Here is a 23,135-nt window from a genome sequence, read left to right as displayed (position 1 = left end):
ACCATGAATTCACTTGAAAAAACCGCTCAGGCCGTTTTCCTCCTCCTCACGCTCGTCGGGACCGTACCGGTTTGGGGACAAACGGATAATCCGATCCGGAAGCAGCTCGATGCCTATCGAAACCAGACGTTGCAGGAAAAACTGTTTGTCCACCTCGACCGCTCGTTTTACGTAGCCGGGGAGTTGATGTGGTTCAAGATCAATTACGTCGATGGGACGTTTCACCAGCCCTTGTCGTTGAGTAAAGTGGCTTATCTGGAGGTGTTCGACAAAGAAAACCGCCCGGTTTTGCAAACCAAAGTAGCCCTGGCCGATGGTTCGGGCACTGGTTCCCTGTTTCTGCCCACCACGCTGGGTTCGGGGAATTACCTCGTCCGGGCGTATACCAACTGGATGAAAAACACCGACCCCGACTATTTCTTCGAAAAACCGGTTACGGTTGTCAACACCTTCCGGAAACTGGAATTGCCGGTTTTGAAAGATTCGCTGGCCTATGATGTTCAGTTTTTCCCGGAAGGCGGTAATCTGGTTCGGAACCTGCCCGGCAAGGTGGCCTTCAAAATGGTTGGAACAACCGGAAAAGGCGTTGATTTACAGGGTGTTGTTCTGGACCAAAGCAACGACACCATCGTCCGGTTCAAACCGCTGAAGTTCGGCATGGGGCGTTTTGCGTTGACCCCCGCCGAAGGCAAGCAATACCGGGCGGTGCTGACCGATGCCGCCGGGAAGACGTTCACGCGTCCGCTGCCCCCCGTTCAGGAGCAGGGCTACACGATGCAGGTCGAAGAGGAGGGCAAAGACCAGCTTCGGGTGACGGTGAAAACCACGGCCCCGGCGGCTTCGCTGGTGTATTTGCTGACGCACACGCGACTGGCGGCCATCCGCGCCGATGAGCAAGGCCTGCGCGACCATACGGCTTCGTTTCTGATCGATAAAAAAACGCTGGGCGAAGGCATTTCACACCTGACGGTTTTCGATGCCAGCCGGAAACCGGTGTGCGAACGGCTGTATTTCAAACGCCCGGAACGGCGGCTGACGATCGACGCCAAACTGACGAGCGGAGCGCTATCGACCCGCGAAAAAGCGGTTTTTGACCTGACAGCGCAGGATGAAACCGGCAAACCCGCGCTCACGGATCTTTCCGTGGCAGTCTATCGGCTCGATTCGCTCCAACCGGCGGAATCCGGGGATATTCTGAGTTATTTGCTCCTGACATCCGATCTGCGGGGCGGGGTCGAATCGCCGGACTATTATTTTCAGGCTACAGGAGCCGAGGTAAATGACGTGACGGATAATCTAATGTTGACCCAGGGCTGGCGCCGGTTTCGGTGGGAGACGGTTTTGCAAACCGACCGACCAGCCGAAGCGCATTTGCCGGAGGTAAACGGGCATTTCATCCGTGGAAAAGTGATTCATCCGGGAACGGGGCAACCAGGATACAACATCAGTTCGTATCTGTCGGTGCCGGGCAAACACATTCTGTTATACGGTTCCCGGTCAGACAAAGCGGGGCGGATTCACTTTGAAATGAAGGAGTTTTTTGGACCCAAAGACCTCGTCTTGCAACTTAATCCGAAAGACAGCCTGTTCCGAATCGAGTTGCAGAGCCCTTTTCACGACCGGTTTTCGGCTCCCCGCCTGCCGGTTTTCGATTTTCCGACGACCTTGAAAGAGCCGCTGCTGGCCCGCAGCATTCCGATGCAGGTGCAGAACGCCTATTACCGCGAAAACCTGAGTCGATACCGCTTGCCCCGGGTCGATAGCGTGGCGTTTTATGGTGTTCCGGACGAAAAATACCGGCTCGACGATTTCACCCGGTTTCCGGTGATGGAAGAAGTTTTTCGGGAATATGTGCCGGGTGTGATGGCGCGAAAACGCCGGGACGGTTACGTGATCAGTCTGCTCGATACGCCCCACAAGCAGTTCTTTGAAGGAAGTCCCCTGGCCTTGCTGGATGGCGTTCCGATTTTCAACATGGACAAAGTGATGGAAATCGATCCGCGAAAAGTGCAGCGGCTGGACGTCATGACCCGGCGCTACATTGTTGGGCCACTGGTTTTCGACGGTATCATCAGTTTTACGACCTATAAAGGCGATCTGGCGGGCTATCGGCCGGATGCCAAAGCCTTGCTGGCCGACTACGAAGGCTTGCAGATTCCGCGCGATTTCTACACGCCCAGCTACGATACGCCACAGCGGTCGGGGAGCCGGATGCCGGATTTGCGCAACCTGCTGCACTGGGCTCCCATGCTGAAAACCGATGGACGGGGCAAAGGAAAACTGGAGTTTTATACGTCGGATGAAGAAGGAACGTACCGGTTTATGATCAACGGTATTACGGCCGACGGCCGGGCTGGGAGTCGGCAGGGAACGTTTGAGGTTACGAAAGTGATCAAATAATCAGATCATGTCCTGGAGTTTTTCGCGCTCCGACCAGTCGATTTTTTCGGAGCCGGTATTTTCCAGCAGGTGATTGATGAACGTCGCAATCCGGGTGGGCACGTAGCCGGATGCCGTGGTGTCGATGAGCGAAATCTTGCGTTTGACAAACCGGCCCACGGTGGATTTCTCCGCCAGTTCGAACAGGAAATTGGTTTTGGTGATGCTGTTGTTGAAAAAATACGGATTGCTGCCGGTGATGTAGTTGATCAAAACCAGTCGCGACGACGACTGTTTGACGACGGCGTGCAGCCGGATTTGCTTCTTTTCGTCCAGGTAAACGCCCAGATCGATTTTCTCTTTGGGAATGACGGTTTGCAGGTATTCGTTGGCCGACCGCCGGAATTGCTCCTTGGTTTCCCGCTCCTCGCGTTCCACAAATTCGATTTCGGACGTGCTGACCATGGCCGCAATAAAATTGGCCATATCGAAAACCAGCGATGGAACCGCAATGGGCGTGATGGTTTTTTTGTAGAAATAGGTCTTCTGGCTGGGACCTTTGATCTCCTTGATGCTGAACGCGTTGAAATAGTGGTGTGCAATTTTTCGGAAGGTGTCGTCTTCCAGATTGAACGAGTTTTCGTAGAACCCGTTGTCGAGCCAGCCGCCATCGGAAACGATGTATTCCTCGTCTTTGAACGACAGGAAAACGGAAATGAATTTCTGCGTCGTCGTGGTATACGGCGTAATAATTTCCAGTGATTTCCCCCGCTCTTTGAACGTCCAGAGCTGGCCGAAGGCGGTTTTGATGTCGTTGTAAATCTCCTCGAATACCATTACAGAAATAAAACCGTTGAGTTGGGGTCTTTTTGGGTCACGTGCAGCGGCAGCGCGTTGGGCAACACCCGGATCATGGGAAATTCGTCGTCGCGCAGATTCAGCTTCGCTTCCTGACAAAAATACGCCATACGGCGAGAAATATCGTTCTCTTCCGTGGTTTGCTGTAGCGGGTAGGTCACATTGGCCCCCTGCTGGTTATACTGGCTGAAATGGGGCGTGGTGACGCGTTGCTGGGCGAGCGGAATCGACTCGTCGGCGTTCCGGTGGGTGCAACCGTCGCTGTGAAACTCAAAAAACGGTTCTTCGCTCAGTTCAAGGCACCGCAGTTCAAACCGGAAAAAGTCGTGATCATTGCATTTGACCCGAACCGTCAGCGTGATTTCCGCGTCAAGATCGCTGTGCGACACGGCGGTTTTTCCCTCCAGAAAGGTTGAATTGCCGGGTATTTTGACGACATCGACCGTATCCCGCAGCACATACTTATGCTCCCGCAGCAATTTTCGATAGAACCCGTATTTGCTTCGAATCGCCGGTACGATGGACATTCTGGATAACGATTACGCCTGTAAATTGAAAAAAAGCGGAGTGGTAAGTACGCAAAAGAAATTGAGAAAGAAGCGGGTTGGACGAAAATTAATGCGTTGGTGGGTTGTAAATGTATTTTGATTTTAAATGAATTGATGGGTAGAAATAAAGTATTTATACTTATTTTAACAAATACTTTTGATACCTACTTGCTTTTGTCTGACAACCGCTTACGTTTGCATATTCTAAAACCTTTTTACCTAATGGATTTTAAAGACCAGATTAAACAATTGGGCGATCGCATCGTTCGATTGAAAGACTCTATTCAAACCGAGGAAGCGACTAAGACAGCCCTTATTCTCCCGTTTCTCAATACGTTAGGTTATGACGTATTTGACCCGCATGAAGTATCACCTGAGTTTATCAGTGACATTGGCACAAAGAAGGGAGAAAAGGTTGACTACGCTATTTTGAAAGATGGACAGCCTATTATTCTCATGGAATGCAAGCACCATAATCAAACTTTAACCCTCCATGATAATCAATTACTTCGGTATTTTCACGTAACAAAAGCGCGGTTTGGCGTATTGACTAATGGCGTTATCTATCGGTTTTACACTGATTTGATAGAGCCAAACAAAATGGATCAAAAGCCATTTCTGGAAATTAATCTAACAGATATGAAGGAGGTTCACTTCGAGGAGTTGAAGAAATTCCACAAGTCTTACTTTGACGTGGATTCCATCCTTTCGACGGCTAGTGAACTCAAATATATGGGAGAACTCAAACCACTGATCGTTCAGGAAATGTCGGAACCATCCGATACGCTGGTTCGCTATTTAGCCAAACAGGTGTATCAGGGACAGATTAACGCGAAGTGGTTTGACTACTTTAAAGCGTTGATAAAAAAAGGGTTTCAACAGATTGTGACTGATCAGATTACCGACCGCCTGAAGTCTGCCCTCACGAAAGAAGAGCATCAGGAAATACCTAGTTCGGTAGTCTCAGCAGTAGCAGATCCTGTCATCGAAGCGAAGAAGGATCCAACTATTGTGACTACAGCTGAAGAGTTAGAAGCATTTTATATCGTACGAGCCATCCTACGGTCAACTATTAACGGCGAGCGTATCTATCACCGGGATGCACAGACGTACTTTGCAATTCTGTTGGATGATAACAATCGAAAACCGCTTTGCCGTCTGTACATGAATAGTCAGAAGAAGTACATCGCCTTTTTAGATGAATCCAGGAAAGAGATAAAACATGAGATTCAATCGCTGAATGACATCTATAATTTCACCGAACACCTGCAGAAATCCTTGGTGATGATGGACACAAAGTAACTTGTTGTTCTACCAAGTTACGCCCTGCCGGGGCAAATTATCCGTAATGAAAAAAGGCCGGGTCAGAAGTGATCCCGGCCTTTTTTCGTGTCCTATTTCTTCGTTTCGTCGTAGCTCAATCCGTACTGCTTCAGCACGTCGTCCGGAACGCCATCCCATTTGTTGGGTGTATTGCCGACGTAGCCCAAGTCTTCGATGCCCATTTTGCTGGTGTAAAAACCGCCCAGCACGAAATTGCGCATCATCGTAAAAAACGCGACACCCTGCGTCATGTCAGCCGGGACTTTTTTGGCCGGATAGGCAATCTGCTCGACCATATCGATTTGCTGTTCTTTGGTGCATTTCGCAAACGGATTCCCGTAGCGGCTAACGCATTTGGCGTTCAGCCAGCGCAGCCCACCGCGCATCGGCGTCTGGTTGCGGGGCTGATCGCGCATCATGAACTCGATGAAAGCCGGTACACCGGCCTGCGACGCGCTGCCCGATTTGGCATCGGCCGGAATGATGATGTCGCTCAGGATGGTGACGGTTTGCAACTCCGCCGGGGTGAAGAACTTCTCAGCCGCGAGGAGTTTCAGATCGCGCTCGGCCTCGAATTTCTGCCGACCCGGCAGCAGCTTGACGGCGGGTTTGGGTTCGGGCACTGCGGCTTCCACCGGGTTAACTGCCAAACCGAGTGACGTCAATGATATCGCTTTTAATGTATCTCTGCGTTTCATAGTTTTAAGGTTTACGGTACACGGTTTTCTGTTTTCGGTAGTAAATCGGCATCCTCTTCAATTTCATAGGCTATTTCATCCTCAGCAACTTTGTATTTCAAACCCCGCACGGGTGATTTTTTCAGGGATTGAATTAATCCAAAAAGCATTTTTCCGATACGGTCTGTAGTTGAATAGAACAACTCGAATTGTTCTTGCTGAATATGCTTGCGATCCAAAGCTCGATACAATTGTGATTTGACCTCTGTACCAGATCCTGTTGAGTAGCTAAGGAATACAATAAATTCCGCGCGATTCGCCCGGCCAAAGCCTTCGGCTATGTTATCCATAATCGAACCGCTTGCCCGGTTTATCTGATTCTTCAACTCAAAGTCTTTCGAAAAGCTACCTTCTTGCGTTAGCCAAAAAATGTCATTTGATAACTTCCGGGCCAATTGCCAGACTTCTAAATCCTCAAATCGATTGATCTTAGCCATTGTCGAATAATTGTAGTACGCCAAAAAACCGTATACCGAAAACTGAAAACCGTATACCGATTTAAATATTCTTCCGCTTAACCTCATCGATCAAATACTCACTCGTGCGCATGGACGCGGCCAGGATGGTCCAGGTGACGTTTTTGTCGCCCTGCGTAACAAACGGAGCGGCATCGACGACGAACAGGTTCTTGACGTCGTGGGCCTGCTGAAACTTGTTCAGGGCCGACTTGGCGGGGTCGTTCCCCATCCGCACCGTCCCAACTTCGTGGATAATCCGGCCCGGAGCCGCCAGTCCGTAGTTCTGCTCTTTGCCGGGTTTGCTGCCCATCGGCATGCCGCCCATGGCTTCGATGATCTGCTCGAACGTGTCCTGCATGTGTTTCGCCTGCTTGACCTCGTTATCCGACCATTTGTAGTGAAACCGCAGCGTCGGAATCCCGTATTTGTCAACGGTATTCGGATCAATTTCGCAGTAATTGCTCTCCAACGGAATCGGTTCGCCCCGGCCCGACATGCTGACGTAGGCACCATAAAACCGGCGAACGTCGTCTTTCAATCCGGCACCGTAGCCGCCTGCGGGTTTCATCTTGCCGTCGCGTCCGGGAATTTTGCCGTTCAGGTTTTCAATGCCGCCCCCAAAACCGTAGCCGGGCATGCCCATGCCGCCACCGTATTCAATGTGGTAGCCGCGCGGGAAATCCAGTTTTTTGTTATCGAGCCACCAAGGCGTGAAGACGTGCATACCGCCCACACCGTCTTCGTTGTAACGTTTGCGATCCATCAAAGCCGGGACAAACCCGGACCGGGAGGCTCCGGTGGAATCATTCAGGTATTTGCCGACCACACCACTCGAATTGGCGAGTCCGTTCGGGAAACGGGACGATTTGGAATTGAGCAGCAGCCGCGCCGATTCGCAGGTGCTGGCCCCGAGAATCACGGTTTTTCCGTAAACCGACACTTCCTGCATGCTGATCGTATCGACGTAGGAAACGCCCGTGGCCAGGCCGGTTTTGGCGTCGGTCAGCACTTCCCGCACCATCGCATTGTTTTGCAGCGTCAGGTTACCGGTTTTCATGGCCGGAATGCACAGCACCGACGACGACGAGAAATCGGCATAGGCCGAGCAGCCCCGGTTGCATTGGCGGCAGTAGAAACACTGCCCGCGCTCTTTATTAATCGGCTGGGTCAGAATGGATAAACGCGACGGAATGACGGGAATGCCAATGCCGGTAGCGGCCTTTTTGAGCATCAGCTCGTGCAAACGCGGTTTGGGCGGTGGCAGAAAATGGCCATCCGGTTCGTTGTGCATGTTTTCGACCGACCCAAAAACGCCGATGAGCTTGTCCACCCGGTCGTAGAACGGTTTCATGTCGTCGTAGGTGATGGGCCAGTCGTCGCCGATTCCGGTGAGGGAACCACGCCGGAAATCGTCGGGACCGAAGCGCATCGAAATCCGGCCCCAGTGGTTGGTGCGACCACCCAGCATCCGGGAGCGGAACCAGTGAAAATCGGCACCGGGTTTTGAGGAATACGGTTCGCCTTCGATTTCCCAGCCACCCCAGGCCGCATCGAAATCACCGCCCGCCCGCGTGGTGCTGGCTCCGCGCCGGGGCGATTCATACGGCCATTTGAGCTGGGTCATGTATTTCGGATCAGCCGGGTCGAAATACCCGCCGGCTTCGAGGAGCAGCACTTTGGCCCCGGCTTTGGTCAGCATGTAGGCTGCCATGCCGCCCCCGGCACCCGATCCGACGACGATGGCGTCGTAAACCGTCGGGGCTTTTTTGAGTTGAAAAAGATCCATTGAACGAGGCTATAGGATAAGGAGTTATCCCAAAAAGCAGTAAAACCGCATCACCTACTGATGCGGTTTTACTGCTTCTGCTTTTCGCGGGTAGGCCGGACTTAGAAACCTATAATTTATCGGCATGGTCCCGGTTGGCAGCGGGTTCCGTGGGGTTGATGGTTCGGGAAGGAAGGGAGCTAACTGGTTTCGTCTCCAGCATTTTCTGGTCCCAGAGCGCAATGGAATCGTGGGAAACGTTTAGTTTGGACAACTCATTGACCAACTCGTTATAAGCCCGTTGGTTGAGGCTTTTCAGGCTTTGCAAATCCGCCGGTTTCAACACCGCCAGGGTTTCGATGAGCGTCAGTCGCCCCACTTCTGCCAGATTGCAGACTTTCCGGCGCCGGACGATGGAGTAAAACGTCATTCGGGTTTGCACCCGCAACGGGATTTGTTCAAGGGTGATGGCGGGAATTTCGCTGAGGATCTGTTTTCGCCGTCGGATTTCACTTTCCAGAAACGACTGCAACCGGATCAGCTCAAGCCCGGAGATGGTCGCGATTTTCTGGCGCAACTGGTCGAGGTTATATTCCTCCTGCATGGTGTGTATGGTCTGATTCGGTGGGGCATTGTGCAGGACCAAAATTAGCGGTAGAAACCGTGGCTTTCAACGGAAACCGCCCGTTTTTTTAGAGAAATTTACGGTATTCACTCAATAGTTCTGGTGGATTTCCGTCAGAAAAGCCGCCGTCCGGTTCCGCATATCAGCCACCGATCCGGCAAAATTGTTGTGCATCATGCTGAACAACAATAACTTCCCTTTCTTCGTAATCAGATAACCGCTCAGGTTATAAACGCCCGTCATTGACCCGGATTTGGCAAACACGAACGGGCGATCCGTTTTGTAGACCCGCTGAATGGTTCCCGTCGAGCCGCCAATAGCCAGTAGTTTGAAGAGCCGTTCCTGCGGTACGGTTTTGTAAATTTTCTGCAACAACGCGATAATCGAACGCGGGGTGAACAGGTTATACCGCGACAGGCCCGACCCATCGACCCAGTTGGGTTTATCGGGCAAATCCGCCAGATGCTTTTTCAGAACGGTTTGAATACCCACCGACAGGTTGACGGTATCCTGCACCGACGAACACAGCAGCATCAGGTGTTCGGCCAGGGTGTTGTCGCTGACCTGCAACATCCGTTTGTAAAGGGAATCGGCGGGTTGGCTATACAGCGTTTTGGCCGAGCGGTCGAAAGGGATGGAAGCCGTGGCAACGTCGCGGTGCAGGGTATCTGCAAGCAATTGCGCGGCCAGTTGCGGAGACCAGCGAAAGGGAACGTCCTGATGGAACGGCCGCACGGCCGCCGGGCGGTCGAAACGGTTGCGATGCTCATCGCGCTGAACACTTCTCGAAAATTTCCGCTCCGAAACCGCCGACACGCTGTCCCGGAAAAACCGGGGTTCGACGTCCAGCCGCGCGATACGATCCGGCGAACCGAAGCGGACGAAATTACCGTATAAGGGTAGTGGGGCCAATTCCGCCGAATAGTCATCATTGAAATCATCCCAGGCCCAGCCGGGTCCGAAACGCTGGCCGCTGTAATTCGTTGTTGAAAAAACCAGCCGTTCGGGGCGGTTTCGCAAAAACCGCAACACCGTGGTGTCGGGCAGATTCTGGTTCAGCAGGGAAGGGTCGCCGGTTCCCCAGAAAATCAGGGAGTCGGAGCGCGTGACGTAGCGCAAAGCCGGAATGGAATCGCCGAGGGTGACTAAACCGGCGTAAAAACTGAACAGCTTGGTGTTGGATGCCGGGGTAAAATACAGATTGGCCTGGTGCTGCACGACCATTTTCTGCTTTTCCCAGTCATACAAGGCAAAGCCGGTAGGATGATCGGTGAGTTGGGGATTCTGGCGGAGCTGACGCTGAACCGGGCGGTAGGTCGAGCAGCCGGTCAGCACCAGCCAAAGGCAGAGGAGGTATACTGGGAATCGCATACCCCAAAATACGGTTTTTTGGATTTAGTATAGCGAACCAGGCCGAATTATAGCCCCAGAGGGGCTGAATGGTAATAGGCCATGATTTTTCAGGTCGCCAAAAGCTCCGGAGGAGCGCCCTAAGTAAAACAAGGGCGCTCCTCCGGAGCTTTTGAATTTTTAGCGACTTTTCTCTGGTAACAGTCCACCCCTCCGGGGTTAAAAACCTCCTGGACTGCTAAAAACCGGCGGTTTTCCTGAAAATTACGCGGGTTTCAGCTTCAGCGATACGGAATTCAGGCAATACCGCAGGCCTGCTGGCGGAGGACCATCATTGAAAACGTGGCCGAGGTGGGCGTCGCAAACCGCACACAGCACTTCGACCCGCGACATCCCGTAGGTATAATCGTTTTCGAGGTGAATCAATTCCGGATCCATGGGTTCGGTGAAACTGGGCCAGCCCGTGCCGGAATCAAATTTTTGTTTGGATTCGAACAGATCGGTGCCGCAGCAAACGCATTGGTAAACGCCGGGGTCGTGGCTTTCGCAGTATTCGCCCGTAAAAGCCCGTTCGGTCCCCTTCTGGCGTGCAACCCGGTATTGTTCAGGCGTCAGTTGCTGGCGCCATTCTTCATCGGTTTTAATGACTTTTGTGATCATGATTTTTATTTGGTTGTACGCCACTTTTTCAGCCGATAACTTTTAAAGTCGTTCAGCGAAAGTTCAGTTACGAACATAAACTAATTTTAGATTGATTTATCTTTACGGTCGGTTATGACCATCCACCAAATTCTTAAACAATTCTGGGGGTACGAGTCGTTCCGGCCTTTGCAGGAGGACATCATTCGCTCCGTGCTCGACCGGCGTGACACGCTCGTGCTGCTGCCCACCGGCGGGGGTAAATCCGTTTGTTTCCAGGTTCCGGCCCTGGCGCTGGGCGGTGTTTGCCTCGTCGTAACCCCACTGATTGCCTTGATGAAAGACCAGGTCGAGCAATTGCGGAAACGCGGTATTTCGGCGGTGGCGATTTATTCGGGCATGCACTGGCGGGAAATCGACCGGGCGCTCGACAACTGCATCTACGGCAACGTCCGGTTTCTCTACGTTTCGCCCGAACGACTCCAGACCGAAATTCTGATTGAACGGGTCAAGCAGATGAAAATTAGTTTGCTGGCCGTCGACGAAGCGCACTGTATTTCGGCCTGGGGCTACGATTTTCGGCCTCCTTATCTCCAGATTGCAGCTTTTCGCGACCTGCTGCCGGGCGTTCCGGTGGTGGCCCTGACGGCTTCTGCCACGCCTGATGTGCAGTCGGATATTGTTGAAAGGCTCGAAATGCGGCAGCCGCAGGTGTTCCGTCAAACGTTCGCCCGCAAGAATTTGTCATATTCTGCGTTTTACGAAGAGAACAAAGAAGCCCGCCTGCTGAAAGTGTTACAGGGCGTTCCGGGTTCGGCCATTGTTTACGTGCGCAGTCGGCGGCAAACGCAGGACGTGGCCGAGTGGCTGCACCACCAGGGCATCCGCGCCGATTATTACCATGCGGGGTTGACGGCAAAGCAACGGTCTGATAAACAGGATGCCTGGGTTCATAACCGTATACGGGTGATCGTGGCTACGAACGCCTTTGGCATGGGAATCGATAAACCGGATGTCCGGACGGTGGTTCACCTGGATGTGCCGGATAGCCTGGAAGCCTATTACCAGGAAGCCGGGCGGGCGGGTCGCGATGAGAAAAAGGCGTATGCGGTTTTACTGTACAGCCACAAGGACTTAAGTGACATCGAACAGCGGGTGATTCAGCAATACCAGCCGGTTGAAATGCTCCGGCGGGTGTATCAGGCGCTGGCCAACTACGCGAATCTGGCCATTGGCGGGGGTGAATTCTCCGACATCGATTTCGACCTGACGGCATTCTGTCAGGCGTTTCAATTGCCGGTAACGGATACGCATTATGCGCTGAAACAATTGCAGTTGGAAGGTTTTATTGAGTTGAGTGAAGCCTATTTCAGTCCGTCGAAAGTGATGATTGCGGTGGATAACCGGGCGTTGTATGAGTTTCAGGTCATGAATCCGCATTACGATTCCTTTCTGAAGCTGTTGCTGCGGATTTACGGGGGTGAGTTGTTCACCAATTTCGTCAGCATTTCGGAAAGTTCGCTGGCCAAAACCACGCGAATGCCGGAAACCGAAGTTCTTTCGTATCTGGAACAACTGTCGCAACGGTCGATTCTGGTGTATGAAAAACAGAAAGACAAACCGCAATTGACGTTCCTGACCCCGCGTTTCGATGCCCGGAATTTGCCGGTCAACGTCATGCAACTGGAACAGCGAAAGCAGCGGGATCTGGCCAAAGTGCGGGCGATGGTCGATTACGTCCAAAATCCAATTCAGTGCCGAACGCGGCTGTTACAGGCTTATTTTGGCGAAACACCCGGCGATGCCTGCGGAGTTTGCGACCACTGTTTAAGTCAAAACCAGCACCCGCCGGATACTGATGAACTTCGGCAACGCATTTTGCAATACCTCGACGCTGCGGGCGGGCAGGGGCTCGCGCCACGCCTGCTGGCCGATCAGTTGAATCTGACCACCGACCGGCTTTCCGCCGTTCTCCGACAGATGCTGGCCGACGAACAGTTGCGGATCGATGCCGCCGGTAATTTGCACAGAATGAACACAATGAATCAACGATAAGTACATGAAGAACTCTGTTTTACGCTTGCTCCTGACCGTTCTGGTGGGTTCTACTTCCTTGATGGTCCGGGCACAATACCAGCCGGGTTTGGTAAGCAGCAACTACGGTGGTATTCACCGGATGCTTCAGAATCCGTCCTCCATTGCCGGTTCGCGGTACAAATTTCAAATCATTGCCTTCACCGGCACATCTTCCGTTAATTCGTTATACACGAAATATGTTTCAAAGGGTCTATTTCAGACGATCCAATTGCCCTATAGTCAGGGACTTAGCCTGCCACTCCGAACGATTGGTTCCATTACCAATGCGCCCCGAACCACTTCGTATTCCGAAATTCTGGGGCCGTCCATTTTACTCAATGTCGACGGCAACCAGACGATCGCCCTGCACACGCGGATGAAAAGTTACCTGTATGGTTCCTCTTTGCCCGAAAACTTAACCGAAGCGTATCGCAACCGACTTTTTTACAGGAATTTACAGCCGTCGGCGGGGAGCATGGATTTCAATCTGGCGCACAACAGCTACGGTGAAATTGGCCTGACCTACGGTTTGCAGGTTTTCGACGGGCATTGGCACCGGTTGAATGTGGGAGCCACGGTTCGCCGGATTGTGGGGGCTCAGCTCAGTTACCTGAACGCCCGGGGCAATTACGCAATTCTCCAGAACAACGGCGATGTGGAGAAAACGCTGGACATTACCAATCTGCAATATGAACTCGGCCAAACGACGCCCCGCAAGGATTTCGGTCTTTCGTCCGTTTTTTCCAGTGCCTATGGCAGCGGTTGGGGGTATGATCTCGGCGCTACGTATGAGATTGGCCGCCGAACCACCGGAAGGAGCTATGAATCGTATGCGTCGACAAAAGACCCGCGCCCGGCCTACTGGCTGCGGTTATCGGCGGCTCTGATGAACGGTGGAAGTATCAAATACCCGGCGGGTCAGTCGGTAACCGGAAGCGGTCGGTTGACGTTTCAGCAGGAAGAACTGGAGAAATTCGGCAACGCGCCGACGGATTATCTGACGACGAAATCCGACAACATTCCGCAGCCTTATGATCCCGGAAAAGTCGCATTGCCCCGCATGGTTCATTTTGAAGCGGATATGCGCCTGATGCCGTCCTTTTTCGTCAACGGCTTGTTGATGAAAAACCTATCGGCGGCTTCAGCGACTCAGATGCCAAACATGCTGATTATCACGCCCCGTTTTGAAGATGAGGACGTTGAATTTGGCCTGCCAATTTCCATCATCGGTGCCGACAGCCGGGTTGCGGTTGGGATGTCGTCCCGCTTAGGCCCCATCACCCTCGGTTTCAGCGATATGGGACGGCTTTTCAGCAAGAAAGGAGATAACCGAAGTTCCATCGCCTGGATCGGTTTCTCCGTCTGGAAATGGCGGCAAAAGAATTGAGAGTTAAGAGTTAAGAGTTAAAAGTTGGCTGACGCATTTTTTTACAGCTTGCGTCAGCCAACTCTTCACTCATAACTCTTCATTCATAACTTTTAATTCTTAACTCCCTTCACGACAAGGGTGAATTCCCGGGATTTCAGGGAAGCACCGCCAATCAGACCGCCGTCGACGTCCGGCTGGGCGAAGAGTTCGGCGGCATTTTTCTCGTTGGCACTACCCCCGTAGAGAATTGAGGTGTCATCGGCTACTTCCTGGCCATATTGGCTGGCGATGTGTTGCCGCAGCATGGCGTGCATTTCCTGCGCCTGGTCCGAGGTGGCGGTTAGGCCCGTGCCGATGGCCCAGATGGGTTCATAGGCAATGACGATGTTCGCAAACTGTTCCGGGGATAGATGAAACAGGCTTTCGGTCAGTTGGGCGCGTACGAAATCCAGGTGAACTTCGGTCTGGCGTTGTTCCAGTGATTCGCCACAGCAGAAGATGGGCGTCAGGCCGTTGGCCAGCGCACTGTTTACTTTTTCAGCCAGTTGCGCGTTGGTTTCACCAAAATACTGCCGCCGTTCGCTGTGGCCCAGAATCACGTACCGAACACCGAGTGACTTCAGCATGGGGGCCGAAATTTCACCCGTATACGCTCCGGAAGCCTTTTCGTGGCAATTCTGAGCACCCAGTGCCACCCGTGTCTGGCCTTCCAAATAGGGTTTGAGGGTGGTAAGGTAAAGAGCCGGAGGGCACAGCACGACATTGACCTCTCCCGTTACCTCATCTTTGATCATATTGACCACTTCCGACACCAACGCGACAGCCTCGTCGAGCGTCTTGTTCATTTTCCAGTTTCCGGCAACAATTTTTTTACGCATTGGTTATTGGATGGTTTAAGCCCTGATTACGAATCGAATACAAAAAGCAGGGTGTCTCTAAACTTAATTTTACGGTTTCTTGTTCAGCCACTCGCAGGACGAAATTAGCGGTTTTTCAACAGCATTTGCCATTCAAATAAAAAGTATAAAAATTGTTGCGCAACGATTTTGAAAAAATTGTGTTATTAGACAAAATAGTTGTAACTTTCTTACGTATTCACAAAAAAAGCCATGAAGCTGTTTGTTATTTTCTTCGGAATATTGCTTTGCTGGCAGGGGGTTTTAGCAGGTAATGACGAGCTGAGTGAGCGATATGGGTATTTCATTGCTAATAACCGGAAGCAAACCCGGATTCCATTCCAACTACATTCCAATCTGATCATCGTTCCGATTCAGATTAACAATTCTGATACACTCCACTTTATCCTTGATACCGGCGTTAGTTCGGTAATTATAACAGATCCCGCAGCCATCCGGCGGCAGCCCCTGCGTTTCACGCGGAAAGTGAAACTAACCGGTGCCGGCGAGGGTGGTCAACTGATGGCGTCGGTAGCCATCGATAATTTGCTGATGATGGGACACATGCGGGCAACGCATCAGAATATCGTTGTGCTGGATGATGACATTCTGCGGCTGTCGGAATACGTCGGCGTTCCCATTCATGGTATTTTTGGCTACGAAGTGTTCAACAATTTTGTGGTAACCATTGATTTTCAGCGCCGGGAACTGGTGTTAAATACGCCCAAAAACTACCGCTATCGCCGGTCGCACGGGTCACGTTATCCCATTGCCATTCAGGATACAAAACCGTATACGGATGTCATGGCATTGCTCGAAGGCGGCAAAACCCTGCCAATCCGGGTGGTGATCGATACGGGTGCGGGCCACGCGCTGCTCATCAATCGCAGCAATGGCGACGACATTCGGCTGCCCGACAAAGTGATCCGGGCGCAGTTGGGGCGTGGGTTAAGTGGGGTCATCAACGGCAATCTGGGGCGGATCGAGAAAATTCGTCTGGGGAATTTCGAGATGGACAATGTCGTGGCGTCTTTTCCCGACAGCACGTCATTTGGCCTGAAAATCGCCGAACATGCCGCCGAACGGAACGGCAATCTGGGGTGTGAAATCCTGCGACGGTTCCGGGTCACGTTCAATTACCAGGACAAATACATGGTTCTGAAACCCATCAAGCGCATTTTGAAACAATCGTTCGAACACGACATGAGCGGACTCGAACTGAAAGCGCGCGGGGATAATTTCCGGAATTATTACATCGAGAAAGTGATCGACGATTCGCCGGCCAGCCGATCCGGTTTGAGAGACGGCGATGAGGTTTTATTTATCAACAACCTGCCAGCGGGTGATTTAAACGTGAGCGAGATCTACAAGATGCTGCAAAAAGGCGAAGGCAAAGAAGTCAGCATCCTCGTTCGGCGCAATGGCAATATCGTTTTTGCGCAATTTGCGCTGAAGCGAATGATTTGAACGCTGTAAATCAATAAAACGCAAAATACAGGCGAATGAATGTGAAAGAATGACCTTTCCATTTATTCGCCTGTATTTTGCGTTTTACCTAAAAAGTGACCTGATCCCGCAGGAGCTAGCCACCCGGAAAACCGCCAACTACCGTGAATTATTTAAACAGACAGCGTTCCCTTGCTGTGTGCATCTTTCAACACGGCTTCAAGACCTTTCTTGTTGATGGTACGCATGGCTGAAGTAGCTACCTTCAACGTGATCCATGCTCCCTGAGACTCAAGGAAGAAGCGTTTCTTCTGCAAGTTGGGATAAAACTTCCGTTTTGTTCTATTGTTAGCGTGTGATACGTTGTTACCAACCCGCGTCCGCTTTCCTGTAATTTGACAAACTCGTGCCATGACAATACCTGTTTCTGAATGAGCCTGCAAAATTGGGGAATATTTTATTTAAATACAACCGTAACGAGTTAAAAGTTAAGAATTAAGAGTGAAGAGTGAAGAGTTGGCTGACGCAAGCTGTAAGTGAATGCGTCAGCCAACTCTTCACTCTTAATTCTTAACTTTTAACTCTCCCCCGCCAGGGACAGTGTTTGCAGCCATTTTTGCAGCAGTAGCCGCGTTTAAGGTGATAAACCGTTGTGAAAACAACGTACCCCTGTTCGTTGTAGTAGTAATCTTCACCATCCAGCCCTTCAATTCGGGGCTTTTTGGGGTTAGTAGACGGCATTGTTTGTCTGACTGAGTAAGGAAGTGTAATTTTGAAGCCATCGACTACCCACCGGCTTTGCCCTAAAATTACGCATCCGCCAACAATTTACCCACTCACCTCCCACAGAACACTATGGAAACTCTACCAACGATATCGGCGACCCAACAGGCCATTGACCTGGAATGGAAATACGGCGCGCACAATTATAAACCGGTTCCGGTTGTGCTAAATCGCGGAGAAGGCATTTTTCTCTGGGATGTGGAAGGGCGAAAATACTTCGATTTTCTGTCGGCCTACAGTGCGGTTAGTCAGGGGCATTGCCACCCCCGCATCATCAACGCCCTGGTTGAACAGGCGCAACGGCTGACGCTGACCTCCCGGGCTTTTCATACCGATCAACTGGGCGTATGCGAAAAATACCTATGTGACTATTTTGGCTATGATAAAGTCTTAATGATGAACTCGGGCGCGGAGGGTGGCGAAACCGCCCTGAAGCTGACGCGGAAGTGGGCATACAAAGTGAAGGGCATTCCGCAGAACCAGGCAAAAACAGTGTATGCAACCGGCAACTTCTGGGGCCGGACGCTGGCGGCCATTTCGTCGTCGACCGATCCCGAAAGCACCAATGATTACGGACCGCTGTTGCCGGGGTATCTGTTAATTCCGTACAATGATCTGAATGCGCTGGAGGCTATTTTCCGGAAAGAACCCCACATCGCCGGGTTTATGGTGGAGCCGATTCAGGGCGAAGCCGGCGTGGTGGTGCCGGACGAAGGCTATTTGAAAGGCGTTCGGGAATTGTGTACAAAATATAATGTGCTGTTCATTGCCGACGAGGTGCAAACCGGCATCGGACGAACCGGCAAACGGCTGGCCTGCGATCACGAAAACGTAAAACCGGATTTGCTGGTGCTCGGAAAAGCCCTGTCCGGCGGAACCATGCCGGTTTCGGCGGTTTTGGCCAGCGACGAAGTGATGTTGACCATCAAACCGGGGGAACACGGTTCTACTTACGGCGGAAATCCCTTGGCCTGCGCCGTGACGATGGAAGCCCTGCGTGTCGTTGACGATGAGAAGCTGGCCGAGAATGCCGCTGTGATGGGTGAGGTTTTTCGCAGCCGCATGAATGCGCTGGTTGACAAAACGGAAATGGTGAAACTGGTGCGCGGGAAAGGATTGCTGAATGCCATCGTCATTGGCGAACATCCGGCTTACGGCGAAAAAACGTCCTGGGAAATTTGCCTGCGGTTGAAAGACAAGGGCTTACTGTGCAAACCGACCCACGGCGACAAAATCCGGTTTGCTCCGCCTTTGGTCATTACCGACGAACAGATGCACGAAGCGTGCGATCTGATTGAACAGACGATTCTGGAGTTAGAACCATAAAATCAGGTGAGTTGCTCAACGTTGACGCCATACATAATTTCACCACGTTAAAAGTCAGCGCCATGAGCCAACTCTATGCCCGTTTATTCGTCATTTTTGCCGTATTCTGTTTCACAACCGGAGCGGTTGCCCAACTTCCCGACTGCGATGCCCAGCGGTATTCTACGGACATTTTTCCGACCGTAACCGTCTCCACCAGCGTTACCTATGGACAGAATGTCACCGTTGGCGGGGTTACAAAAACGCTGCTGGCGGATGTGTATCAACCTGCCGGCGATGTGTCGACCCGGCGTCCACTGATTATTCTGGCCTTTGGCGGCTCCTTTCTGGGTGGCCAACGCACGGATATGGACAGTTATGCCCGCAAATTTGCCCGGAAAGGCTACGTGGTTGCCACCATTGATTACCGTTTATACGATGGAAATCTGTTTGCGTATATAAATCAGTCGGTATTTATGGATGAAGTGGTGAAAGCCGTGTCGGATATGAAAGCGGCCGTGCGGTTTTTCCGGAAGGATGCTTCTACCGTCAATACCTACGGCATCGAACCCAATTACATCATCATTGGCGGTTATTCGGCCGGCGCCATAACAGCCCTACATGCCGGATACGTCGATGCCGCCGAAATACCAGCCTACTTGGCCCCGGTTTTTGCCGCCAATGGCGGCATTAATGGCAATACCGATCACCCCGTCAGTTCGGCGGCCGGTTATTCATCCGAAGTACAGGGCGTCTGGAGCTTGTCGGGAGCCATTGATGCCCAAAACTACATCGATGCCTGTGATCCACCTTTGTTTATGACCCACGGCGACCAGGATGCGGTGGTTCCCTACGGCGCCGGTTTTCTGACCTCACCGCCCCAGGTTCCCGTGGTGGTCAATATTACACCGGTATTTGGAAGTTCTGTTCTGGCCACCCAGGCTACGGCCGCCGGTGTACCCAATCAATTGTATACCGTTGCTGGTGGAGACCACAATGCCATTTATGCCAACGCGGCTGTTCTTGCTCAAATCGACCAGGAGGGAAGTCTTTTTTTTAAACAAAATATTGTGTGTTCAAGCAATACCTGCGTGAATGTTTCACCCGCTGGCAGCCAAACCATTTGTGAAGGCAGTACGGTAGTGTTGAGTGCGTCGGTCACCTGCGGAACCAGCCCGGCCTACACCTGGAGCGGGCCGAATGCTTTCACCAGCACAATCGCCAATCCGACGATTCCGAATGCGACAACGGCCGCCAGCGGCAGTTATACGGTCATTGTCAGTGATGCCGGGAAGTGTTCCGGTACCGCGGTCGTTGAAGTACTCGTTACCCCCAAACCGCAACTCACGCTCCTGCCCGGTTCCGTGTCGCTGACGGGCTGCAATTGCAACACCTCGACGGTTGTGGCCAGGGCTACCCCAACCGGCACCATCATCAACTGGACCCGAACGCCGGGCGGGGCACCGACACCGGATAGCGGCACCGGTACGAATGAAGTCAACATCACCCAGTCGCTGCCTTCGGGCAATTTTACCTACCAGTTTACTGCCACCCTAAACGGTTGTCAAACCGCCGGTTCGATCCCGGTTTTGGTACCCTGATAACGCTCTCTGATGGGGCGGTTGCGATTGGGCAGTACTTTTTTCTTCATATGAAATTTTTCAAAAACGGTCGGCAAACGGTTTTAGTACAGTCCGTTGAAAAAAAATAATACCTTGTGCAACGTTGACCCATCATGCCGTGTCATTGAGAAGAAATTCAGCCGCATCCGATTCCTCAGGCCGCTTGGAAACAAAGTTGTATATAGACCGACATGTCGAACTCGTAGAAAGGTGTAAACAAGGTGAAAGACGTGCTCAATACGAATTGTATAAGCATTATTCGAAAGCCATGTTCAACGTCTGTATGCGCATCCTGAACCACGTGGGGGAGGCCGAGGATGTGTTGCAGGAAGCCTTTCTGGATGCTTTCAATAATCTCCATTCGTTCCGGAATCAATCGACGTTTGGAGCGTGGTTGAAGCAAATTGTCGTCAATCGGGCTATTAACCACCTGCGGAGCCGAAAAAGCCGCGCCGGTCTCCAATGGGTCGATCTCGACTCGCAGCGTCTGGGGGAAGATGATGGCCTGGATGTGGCCGACACCGAACCGTTTGACGAAGACGGTATTCAACTGGAAGTCGATCGGGTGCGCCAAACCATGCAGGGGCTGCCGGAAGGCTATCGGGTGGTTTTATCGCTGTATTTGTTCGAAGGCTATGATCATGAGGAAATCGGAGCCGTACTGGGCATCAGCGAAACCACCTCCCGGACGCAGTACATGCGGGCAAAAAAGCGGCTTTTGGAATTGTTAAAATAAATTGTGAATGATACAATGAGTGAATGATAGAATAAAACCTCCGTGGAGCGCATTCACTCATTCTATCATTCTATCATTCGCTCATTCACTCATTGAACATGATGAAAGACAAATTAGAACGATTTGTCCGGGATAACCGGGAAGATTTCGATGTATTTGAGCCCAGAGCAGATTTATGGAAAGATCTGGAGAAAGGACTCGGGCACAAAGAACGTCCGTTGTGGCAACGTCCGTTGGGGTTGGGATGGTCAGGCTTGAACGCATCCCGCCGGATGGTCTGGCAGGTTGCGGCCACCGTTCTGCTGATTCTCGGGCTGGGCGGTTTTTGGTATGTTAACCAGAAGTATGGCGTGACGGAGCAGCCGGATATGATGGCTTTCAATCCGACCTATGCCCGGACAGTCCAGCAGTATACCCGTCTGATTGAAGACAAACGGGGCGAATTGAAAACGGTCCTGGAAAGTAACCCGGCTCTCTACCAACAGTTTGCGTCTGATCTGGACCGGCTGGAGAAAACCTACCAGAACTTAAAGCAGGAGCTTCCGAAAACACCCAATCAGGAAATGATGATTCAGGCGATGGTACAAAACCTGAAAACCCAAATCGACTTGCTAAACCAGCAGTTGATGATTATTCAGCGTATTAAGCAACAAAACAATGAAACGAATAAACTTCCTGTGTAATTTTCTGCTGGTCAGCACCCTGTCTGTCGGTCTGGTTATGGCCGAAAACACGGAACTGACCGAGCGGAAAAAGACGATCGTAAAAGTATACGACGTAACGTCCAAAGATCACTTAATGGTTGAAAATCAGTTCGGTAACGTTAATATCAACTTGTGGAACCGGGATGAAATCCGGGTAGACATTACCATCAAAGCGAGTTCCAGTTCCGAAGACCGCGTTCAGAAATACCTCGATGCGGTCGACATCAGCGAAAAACGCAACGGCGACCAGATTATCCTGAAAACCACCATCGATAAAAGCGGTTTTGGCGGAAACTGGATTATGAACCGCAACAAAGACGGCGAGAAGAATTTTGTTCAGATCGATTACCAGGTGTCTATGCCGAAAACCAACGCGTTGACAGTGAAAAACTCCTTCGGTAACACGACCATTCCGACGTTCAGCGCTCCCTTGACCATCAACCAGCAGTACGGTAATTTCTCGACTACGGAACTGAATGGCAATCAGGTCGATGTGGACGTACGCTTCGGGAAAGCCGATATTCAGGAAATGGGTAACGGAAAACTGAACATTCAATATTCAAAACTGCAGTTGGAAAAAGCGAACAACATCAACCTGAACAACCAGTTTGGCGGACTTTGGATTGGTGAAGTGAGCCGGCTCGATGGCAAAATCGGCTATTCGGGTGCCAAAATCGGAACGATCAAACAGTCATGCAACATCAAACTGGATTTCTCGGGCGGGTTCAAGATTGACCAACTGAACAAATCGGTTGATAACATCGACATCCAGGCCAATTATTCGTCGGTTGTGTTGCCGATGGCGCAGAGCAGCGATTACAATTTTGACGTGACGGTGAGCTACGGCGGATTCAAGTATCCTTCCGATGGCCGGATCATGATCAACGCCCAGCCCAACGACGACGATCGGGGGGTGAAACTGAAGAAACAATACAGCGGCAAAGTCGGAAAAGGAACCGCCACCAAAGTCCGCGTGGTGTCAACCTTCGGCGACGTGAAATTTCAATAGGGCGTGAGCAACTCGATCACTTCCCGGCACTGCGGATAGTCGTTTAACAGATCAGCCCGGTTGGCCAGCTCAAAATCCGCAAAATCAAATCCCGGCGCCACGGTGCAGCCCACCAGCGAGTAAGCGGTTTCCGGTGCCGGTTTCGAGCCAAACCAGCACCCGGCCGGCACAACGGCCTGAAAGACTTCACCCCGTTCCGGATTATTCCCCAACCGAATGATTTCCAGTTCGCCCGACGGATGAATGACGTACACCAGCAGCGGGCCACCGGCGTAGAAATGCCACATTTCGTCGGCCTGAATGCGGTGCAAAGCTGATAGGTTGTGGTTTTCCAGCAAAAAGAAAATGCCGGTGCTGAAACTCCGTTCTCCGGAAAACCGGGCAGGCAGAGCTTCATGCGGTATTTTTTCGGCGGAGCGGTACGTCTCAGCAAAATAACCGCCTTCGGGATGAGCTTGCATCCGGTAGGCGTCGATCCAGTATTGCGCGGGAAAATTCATGAAATTG

Annotated in this window: 23 protein-coding genes; 11 read left to right on the top strand and 12 right to left on the bottom strand. The window is 51.7% G+C overall.

Annotation, left to right across the window (positions count from 1 at the left end; translation table 11 throughout):
- Nucleotides 1-3 precede the first annotated feature (3 nt).
- A complete protein-coding gene (locus ACS5NO_RS18140; RefSeq protein WP_439416468.1) occupies nucleotides 4-2,400 on the top strand; it encodes a hypothetical protein in 2,397 nt (798 codons plus the stop codon).
- On the opposite strand, the gene ACS5NO_RS18135 is transcribed toward ACS5NO_RS18140, so the two are convergent.
- Nucleotides 2,401-3,216 (bottom strand): hypothetical protein, encoded by an 816-nt coding sequence (locus ACS5NO_RS18135; protein ID WP_439416467.1) that lies wholly within the window; start codon nucleotides 3,214-3,216, stop codon nucleotides 2,401-2,403.
- Entirely contained in the window at nucleotides 3,216-3,764 is a 549-nt protein-coding gene (locus ACS5NO_RS18130; RefSeq protein ID WP_439416466.1) for a hypothetical protein, read from the bottom strand. The genes ACS5NO_RS18135 and ACS5NO_RS18130 overlap by 1 nt, the downstream gene beginning before the upstream one ends.
- A gap of 243 nt (nucleotides 3,765-4,007) precedes the next feature.
- Here ACS5NO_RS18130 and ACS5NO_RS18125 point away from each other — a divergent pair, with 243 nt between their 5' ends.
- Nucleotides 4,008-5,087, top strand: a complete 1,080-nt coding sequence (locus tag ACS5NO_RS18125; RefSeq protein WP_439416465.1) for a type I restriction endonuclease — start codon at nucleotides 4,008-4,010, stop codon at nucleotides 5,085-5,087.
- A gap of 92 nt (nucleotides 5,088-5,179) precedes the next feature.
- On the opposite strand, the gene ACS5NO_RS18120 is transcribed toward ACS5NO_RS18125, so the two are convergent.
- The 6 genes from ACS5NO_RS18120 to msrB all read right to left on the bottom strand — a co-directional run bounded on the left by ACS5NO_RS18120 (nucleotide 5,180) and on the right by msrB (nucleotide 10,703).
- Nucleotides 5,180-5,806 carry a gluconate 2-dehydrogenase subunit 3 family protein gene (locus ACS5NO_RS18120; RefSeq protein ID WP_439416464.1) on the bottom strand — a complete coding sequence of 209 codons (627 nt, stop codon included), beginning with the start codon at nucleotides 5,804-5,806 and terminating at the stop codon, nucleotides 5,180-5,182.
- Nucleotides 5,807-5,817: 11 nt separating this feature from the next.
- Nucleotides 5,818-6,282: a four helix bundle protein gene (locus tag ACS5NO_RS18115; protein ID WP_439416463.1), complete on the bottom strand. Its 465-nt coding sequence runs from the start codon at nucleotides 6,280-6,282 to the stop codon at nucleotides 5,818-5,820.
- Nucleotides 6,283-6,343: 61 nt separating this feature from the next.
- Nucleotides 6,344-8,089, bottom strand: a complete 1,746-nt coding sequence (locus ACS5NO_RS18110) for a GMC oxidoreductase (protein WP_439416462.1) — start codon at nucleotides 8,087-8,089, stop codon at nucleotides 6,344-6,346.
- Nucleotides 8,090-8,198: 109 nt separating this feature from the next.
- On the bottom strand, nucleotides 8,199-8,672 hold the full coding sequence (locus ACS5NO_RS18105; RefSeq protein ID WP_439416461.1) for a hypothetical protein: 474 nt from the start codon (nucleotides 8,670-8,672) through the stop codon (nucleotides 8,199-8,201).
- Nucleotides 8,673-8,783: 111 nt separating this feature from the next.
- Complete coding sequence (locus ACS5NO_RS18100) at nucleotides 8,784-10,064, bottom strand: D-alanyl-D-alanine carboxypeptidase/D-alanyl-D-alanine-endopeptidase (RefSeq protein WP_439416460.1); 1,281 nt, start codon at nucleotides 10,062-10,064, stop codon at nucleotides 8,784-8,786.
- Between the two features lie 243 nt (nucleotides 10,065-10,307).
- Nucleotides 10,308-10,703: a peptide-methionine (R)-S-oxide reductase MsrB gene (gene msrB / locus ACS5NO_RS18095; RefSeq protein ID WP_150877934.1), complete on the bottom strand. Its 396-nt coding sequence runs from the start codon at nucleotides 10,701-10,703 to the stop codon at nucleotides 10,308-10,310.
- 114 nt (nucleotides 10,704-10,817) lie between these two features.
- Here msrB and ACS5NO_RS18090 point away from each other — a divergent pair, with 114 nt between their 5' ends.
- Together ACS5NO_RS18090 and ACS5NO_RS18085 are read left to right on the top strand one after the other, a co-directional pair.
- The gene (locus ACS5NO_RS18090) at nucleotides 10,818-12,737 is read left to right on the top strand and encodes a RecQ family ATP-dependent DNA helicase (RefSeq protein WP_439416459.1); all 1,920 of its coding nucleotides are present in this window, start codon (nucleotides 10,818-10,820) and stop codon (nucleotides 12,735-12,737) included.
- Between the two features lie 4 nt (nucleotides 12,738-12,741).
- Nucleotides 12,742-14,145, top strand: a complete 1,404-nt coding sequence (locus ACS5NO_RS18085; RefSeq protein WP_439416458.1) for a DUF5723 family protein — start codon at nucleotides 12,742-12,744, stop codon at nucleotides 14,143-14,145.
- A gap of 92 nt (nucleotides 14,146-14,237) precedes the next feature.
- On the opposite strand, the gene tpiA is transcribed toward ACS5NO_RS18085, so the two are convergent.
- Nucleotides 14,238-15,005 (bottom strand): triose-phosphate isomerase, encoded by a 768-nt coding sequence (gene tpiA / locus ACS5NO_RS18080; protein WP_439416457.1) that lies wholly within the window; start codon nucleotides 15,003-15,005, stop codon nucleotides 14,238-14,240.
- 123 nt (nucleotides 15,006-15,128) lie between these two features.
- On the opposite strand from tpiA, the gene ACS5NO_RS18075 reads away from it, so the two are divergent.
- Together ACS5NO_RS18075 and ACS5NO_RS18070 are read left to right on the top strand one after the other, a co-directional pair.
- On the top strand, nucleotides 15,129-15,194 hold the full coding sequence (locus ACS5NO_RS18075; RefSeq protein ID WP_114408734.1) for an SEC-C metal-binding domain-containing protein: 66 nt from the start codon (nucleotides 15,129-15,131) through the stop codon (nucleotides 15,192-15,194).
- A gap of 42 nt (nucleotides 15,195-15,236) precedes the next feature.
- Complete coding sequence (locus ACS5NO_RS18070; RefSeq protein WP_439416456.1) at nucleotides 15,237-16,490, top strand: pepsin/retropepsin-like aspartic protease family protein; 1,254 nt, start codon at nucleotides 15,237-15,239, stop codon at nucleotides 16,488-16,490.
- Nucleotides 16,491-16,642: 152 nt separating this feature from the next.
- Here ACS5NO_RS18070 and rpmB read toward each other — a convergent pair whose 3' ends face one another.
- Nucleotides 16,643-16,882: a 50S ribosomal protein L28 gene (gene rpmB, locus ACS5NO_RS18065; protein WP_114408630.1), complete on the bottom strand. Its 240-nt coding sequence runs from the start codon at nucleotides 16,880-16,882 to the stop codon at nucleotides 16,643-16,645.
- 157 nt (nucleotides 16,883-17,039) lie between these two features.
- Nucleotides 17,040-17,210, bottom strand: a complete 171-nt coding sequence (locus ACS5NO_RS18060; RefSeq protein ID WP_439416455.1) for a C1orf53 family protein — start codon at nucleotides 17,208-17,210, stop codon at nucleotides 17,040-17,042.
- 114 nt (nucleotides 17,211-17,324) lie between these two features.
- On the opposite strand from ACS5NO_RS18060, the gene rocD reads away from it, so the two are divergent.
- The 5 genes from rocD to ACS5NO_RS18035 all read left to right on the top strand — a co-directional run bounded on the left by rocD (nucleotide 17,325) and on the right by ACS5NO_RS18035 (nucleotide 22,628).
- Entirely contained in the window at nucleotides 17,325-18,578 is a 1,254-nt protein-coding gene (gene rocD / locus ACS5NO_RS18055; RefSeq protein ID WP_439416454.1) for an ornithine--oxo-acid transaminase, read from the top strand.
- A gap of 62 nt (nucleotides 18,579-18,640) precedes the next feature.
- Nucleotides 18,641-20,158, top strand: a complete 1,518-nt coding sequence (locus ACS5NO_RS18050; RefSeq protein ID WP_439416453.1) for a carboxylesterase family protein — start codon at nucleotides 18,641-18,643, stop codon at nucleotides 20,156-20,158.
- Nucleotides 20,159-20,342: 184 nt separating this feature from the next.
- Entirely contained in the window at nucleotides 20,343-20,915 is a 573-nt protein-coding gene (locus ACS5NO_RS18045; protein ID WP_114408633.1) for an RNA polymerase sigma factor, read from the top strand.
- Nucleotides 20,916-21,016: 101 nt separating this feature from the next.
- Entirely contained in the window at nucleotides 21,017-21,598 is a 582-nt protein-coding gene (locus ACS5NO_RS18040) for a hypothetical protein (protein ID WP_225309516.1), read from the top strand.
- Nucleotides 21,573-22,628, top strand: coding sequence for a hypothetical protein (locus ACS5NO_RS18035; protein ID WP_439416452.1), 1,056 nt, complete (start codon nucleotides 21,573-21,575; stop codon nucleotides 22,626-22,628). The genes ACS5NO_RS18040 and ACS5NO_RS18035 overlap by 26 nt, the downstream gene beginning before the upstream one ends.
- Here the strand turns inward: ACS5NO_RS18035 and ACS5NO_RS18030 are convergent.
- Nucleotides 22,622-23,128 carry a cupin domain-containing protein gene (locus tag ACS5NO_RS18030; protein ID WP_439416451.1) on the bottom strand — a complete coding sequence of 169 codons (507 nt, stop codon included), beginning with the start codon at nucleotides 23,126-23,128 and terminating at the stop codon, nucleotides 22,622-22,624. The genes ACS5NO_RS18035 and ACS5NO_RS18030 overlap by 7 nt on opposite strands.
- Nucleotides 23,129-23,135 lie beyond the last annotated feature (7 nt).

The organism is Larkinella fluvii, assembly GCF_051857545.1.
GTDB lineage: Bacteria > Bacteroidota > Bacteroidia > Cytophagales > Spirosomataceae > Larkinella.
The sequence above is the reverse complement of the archived record's forward strand: the minus strand, read 5'-3'. Positions and strand labels throughout refer to the sequence as shown.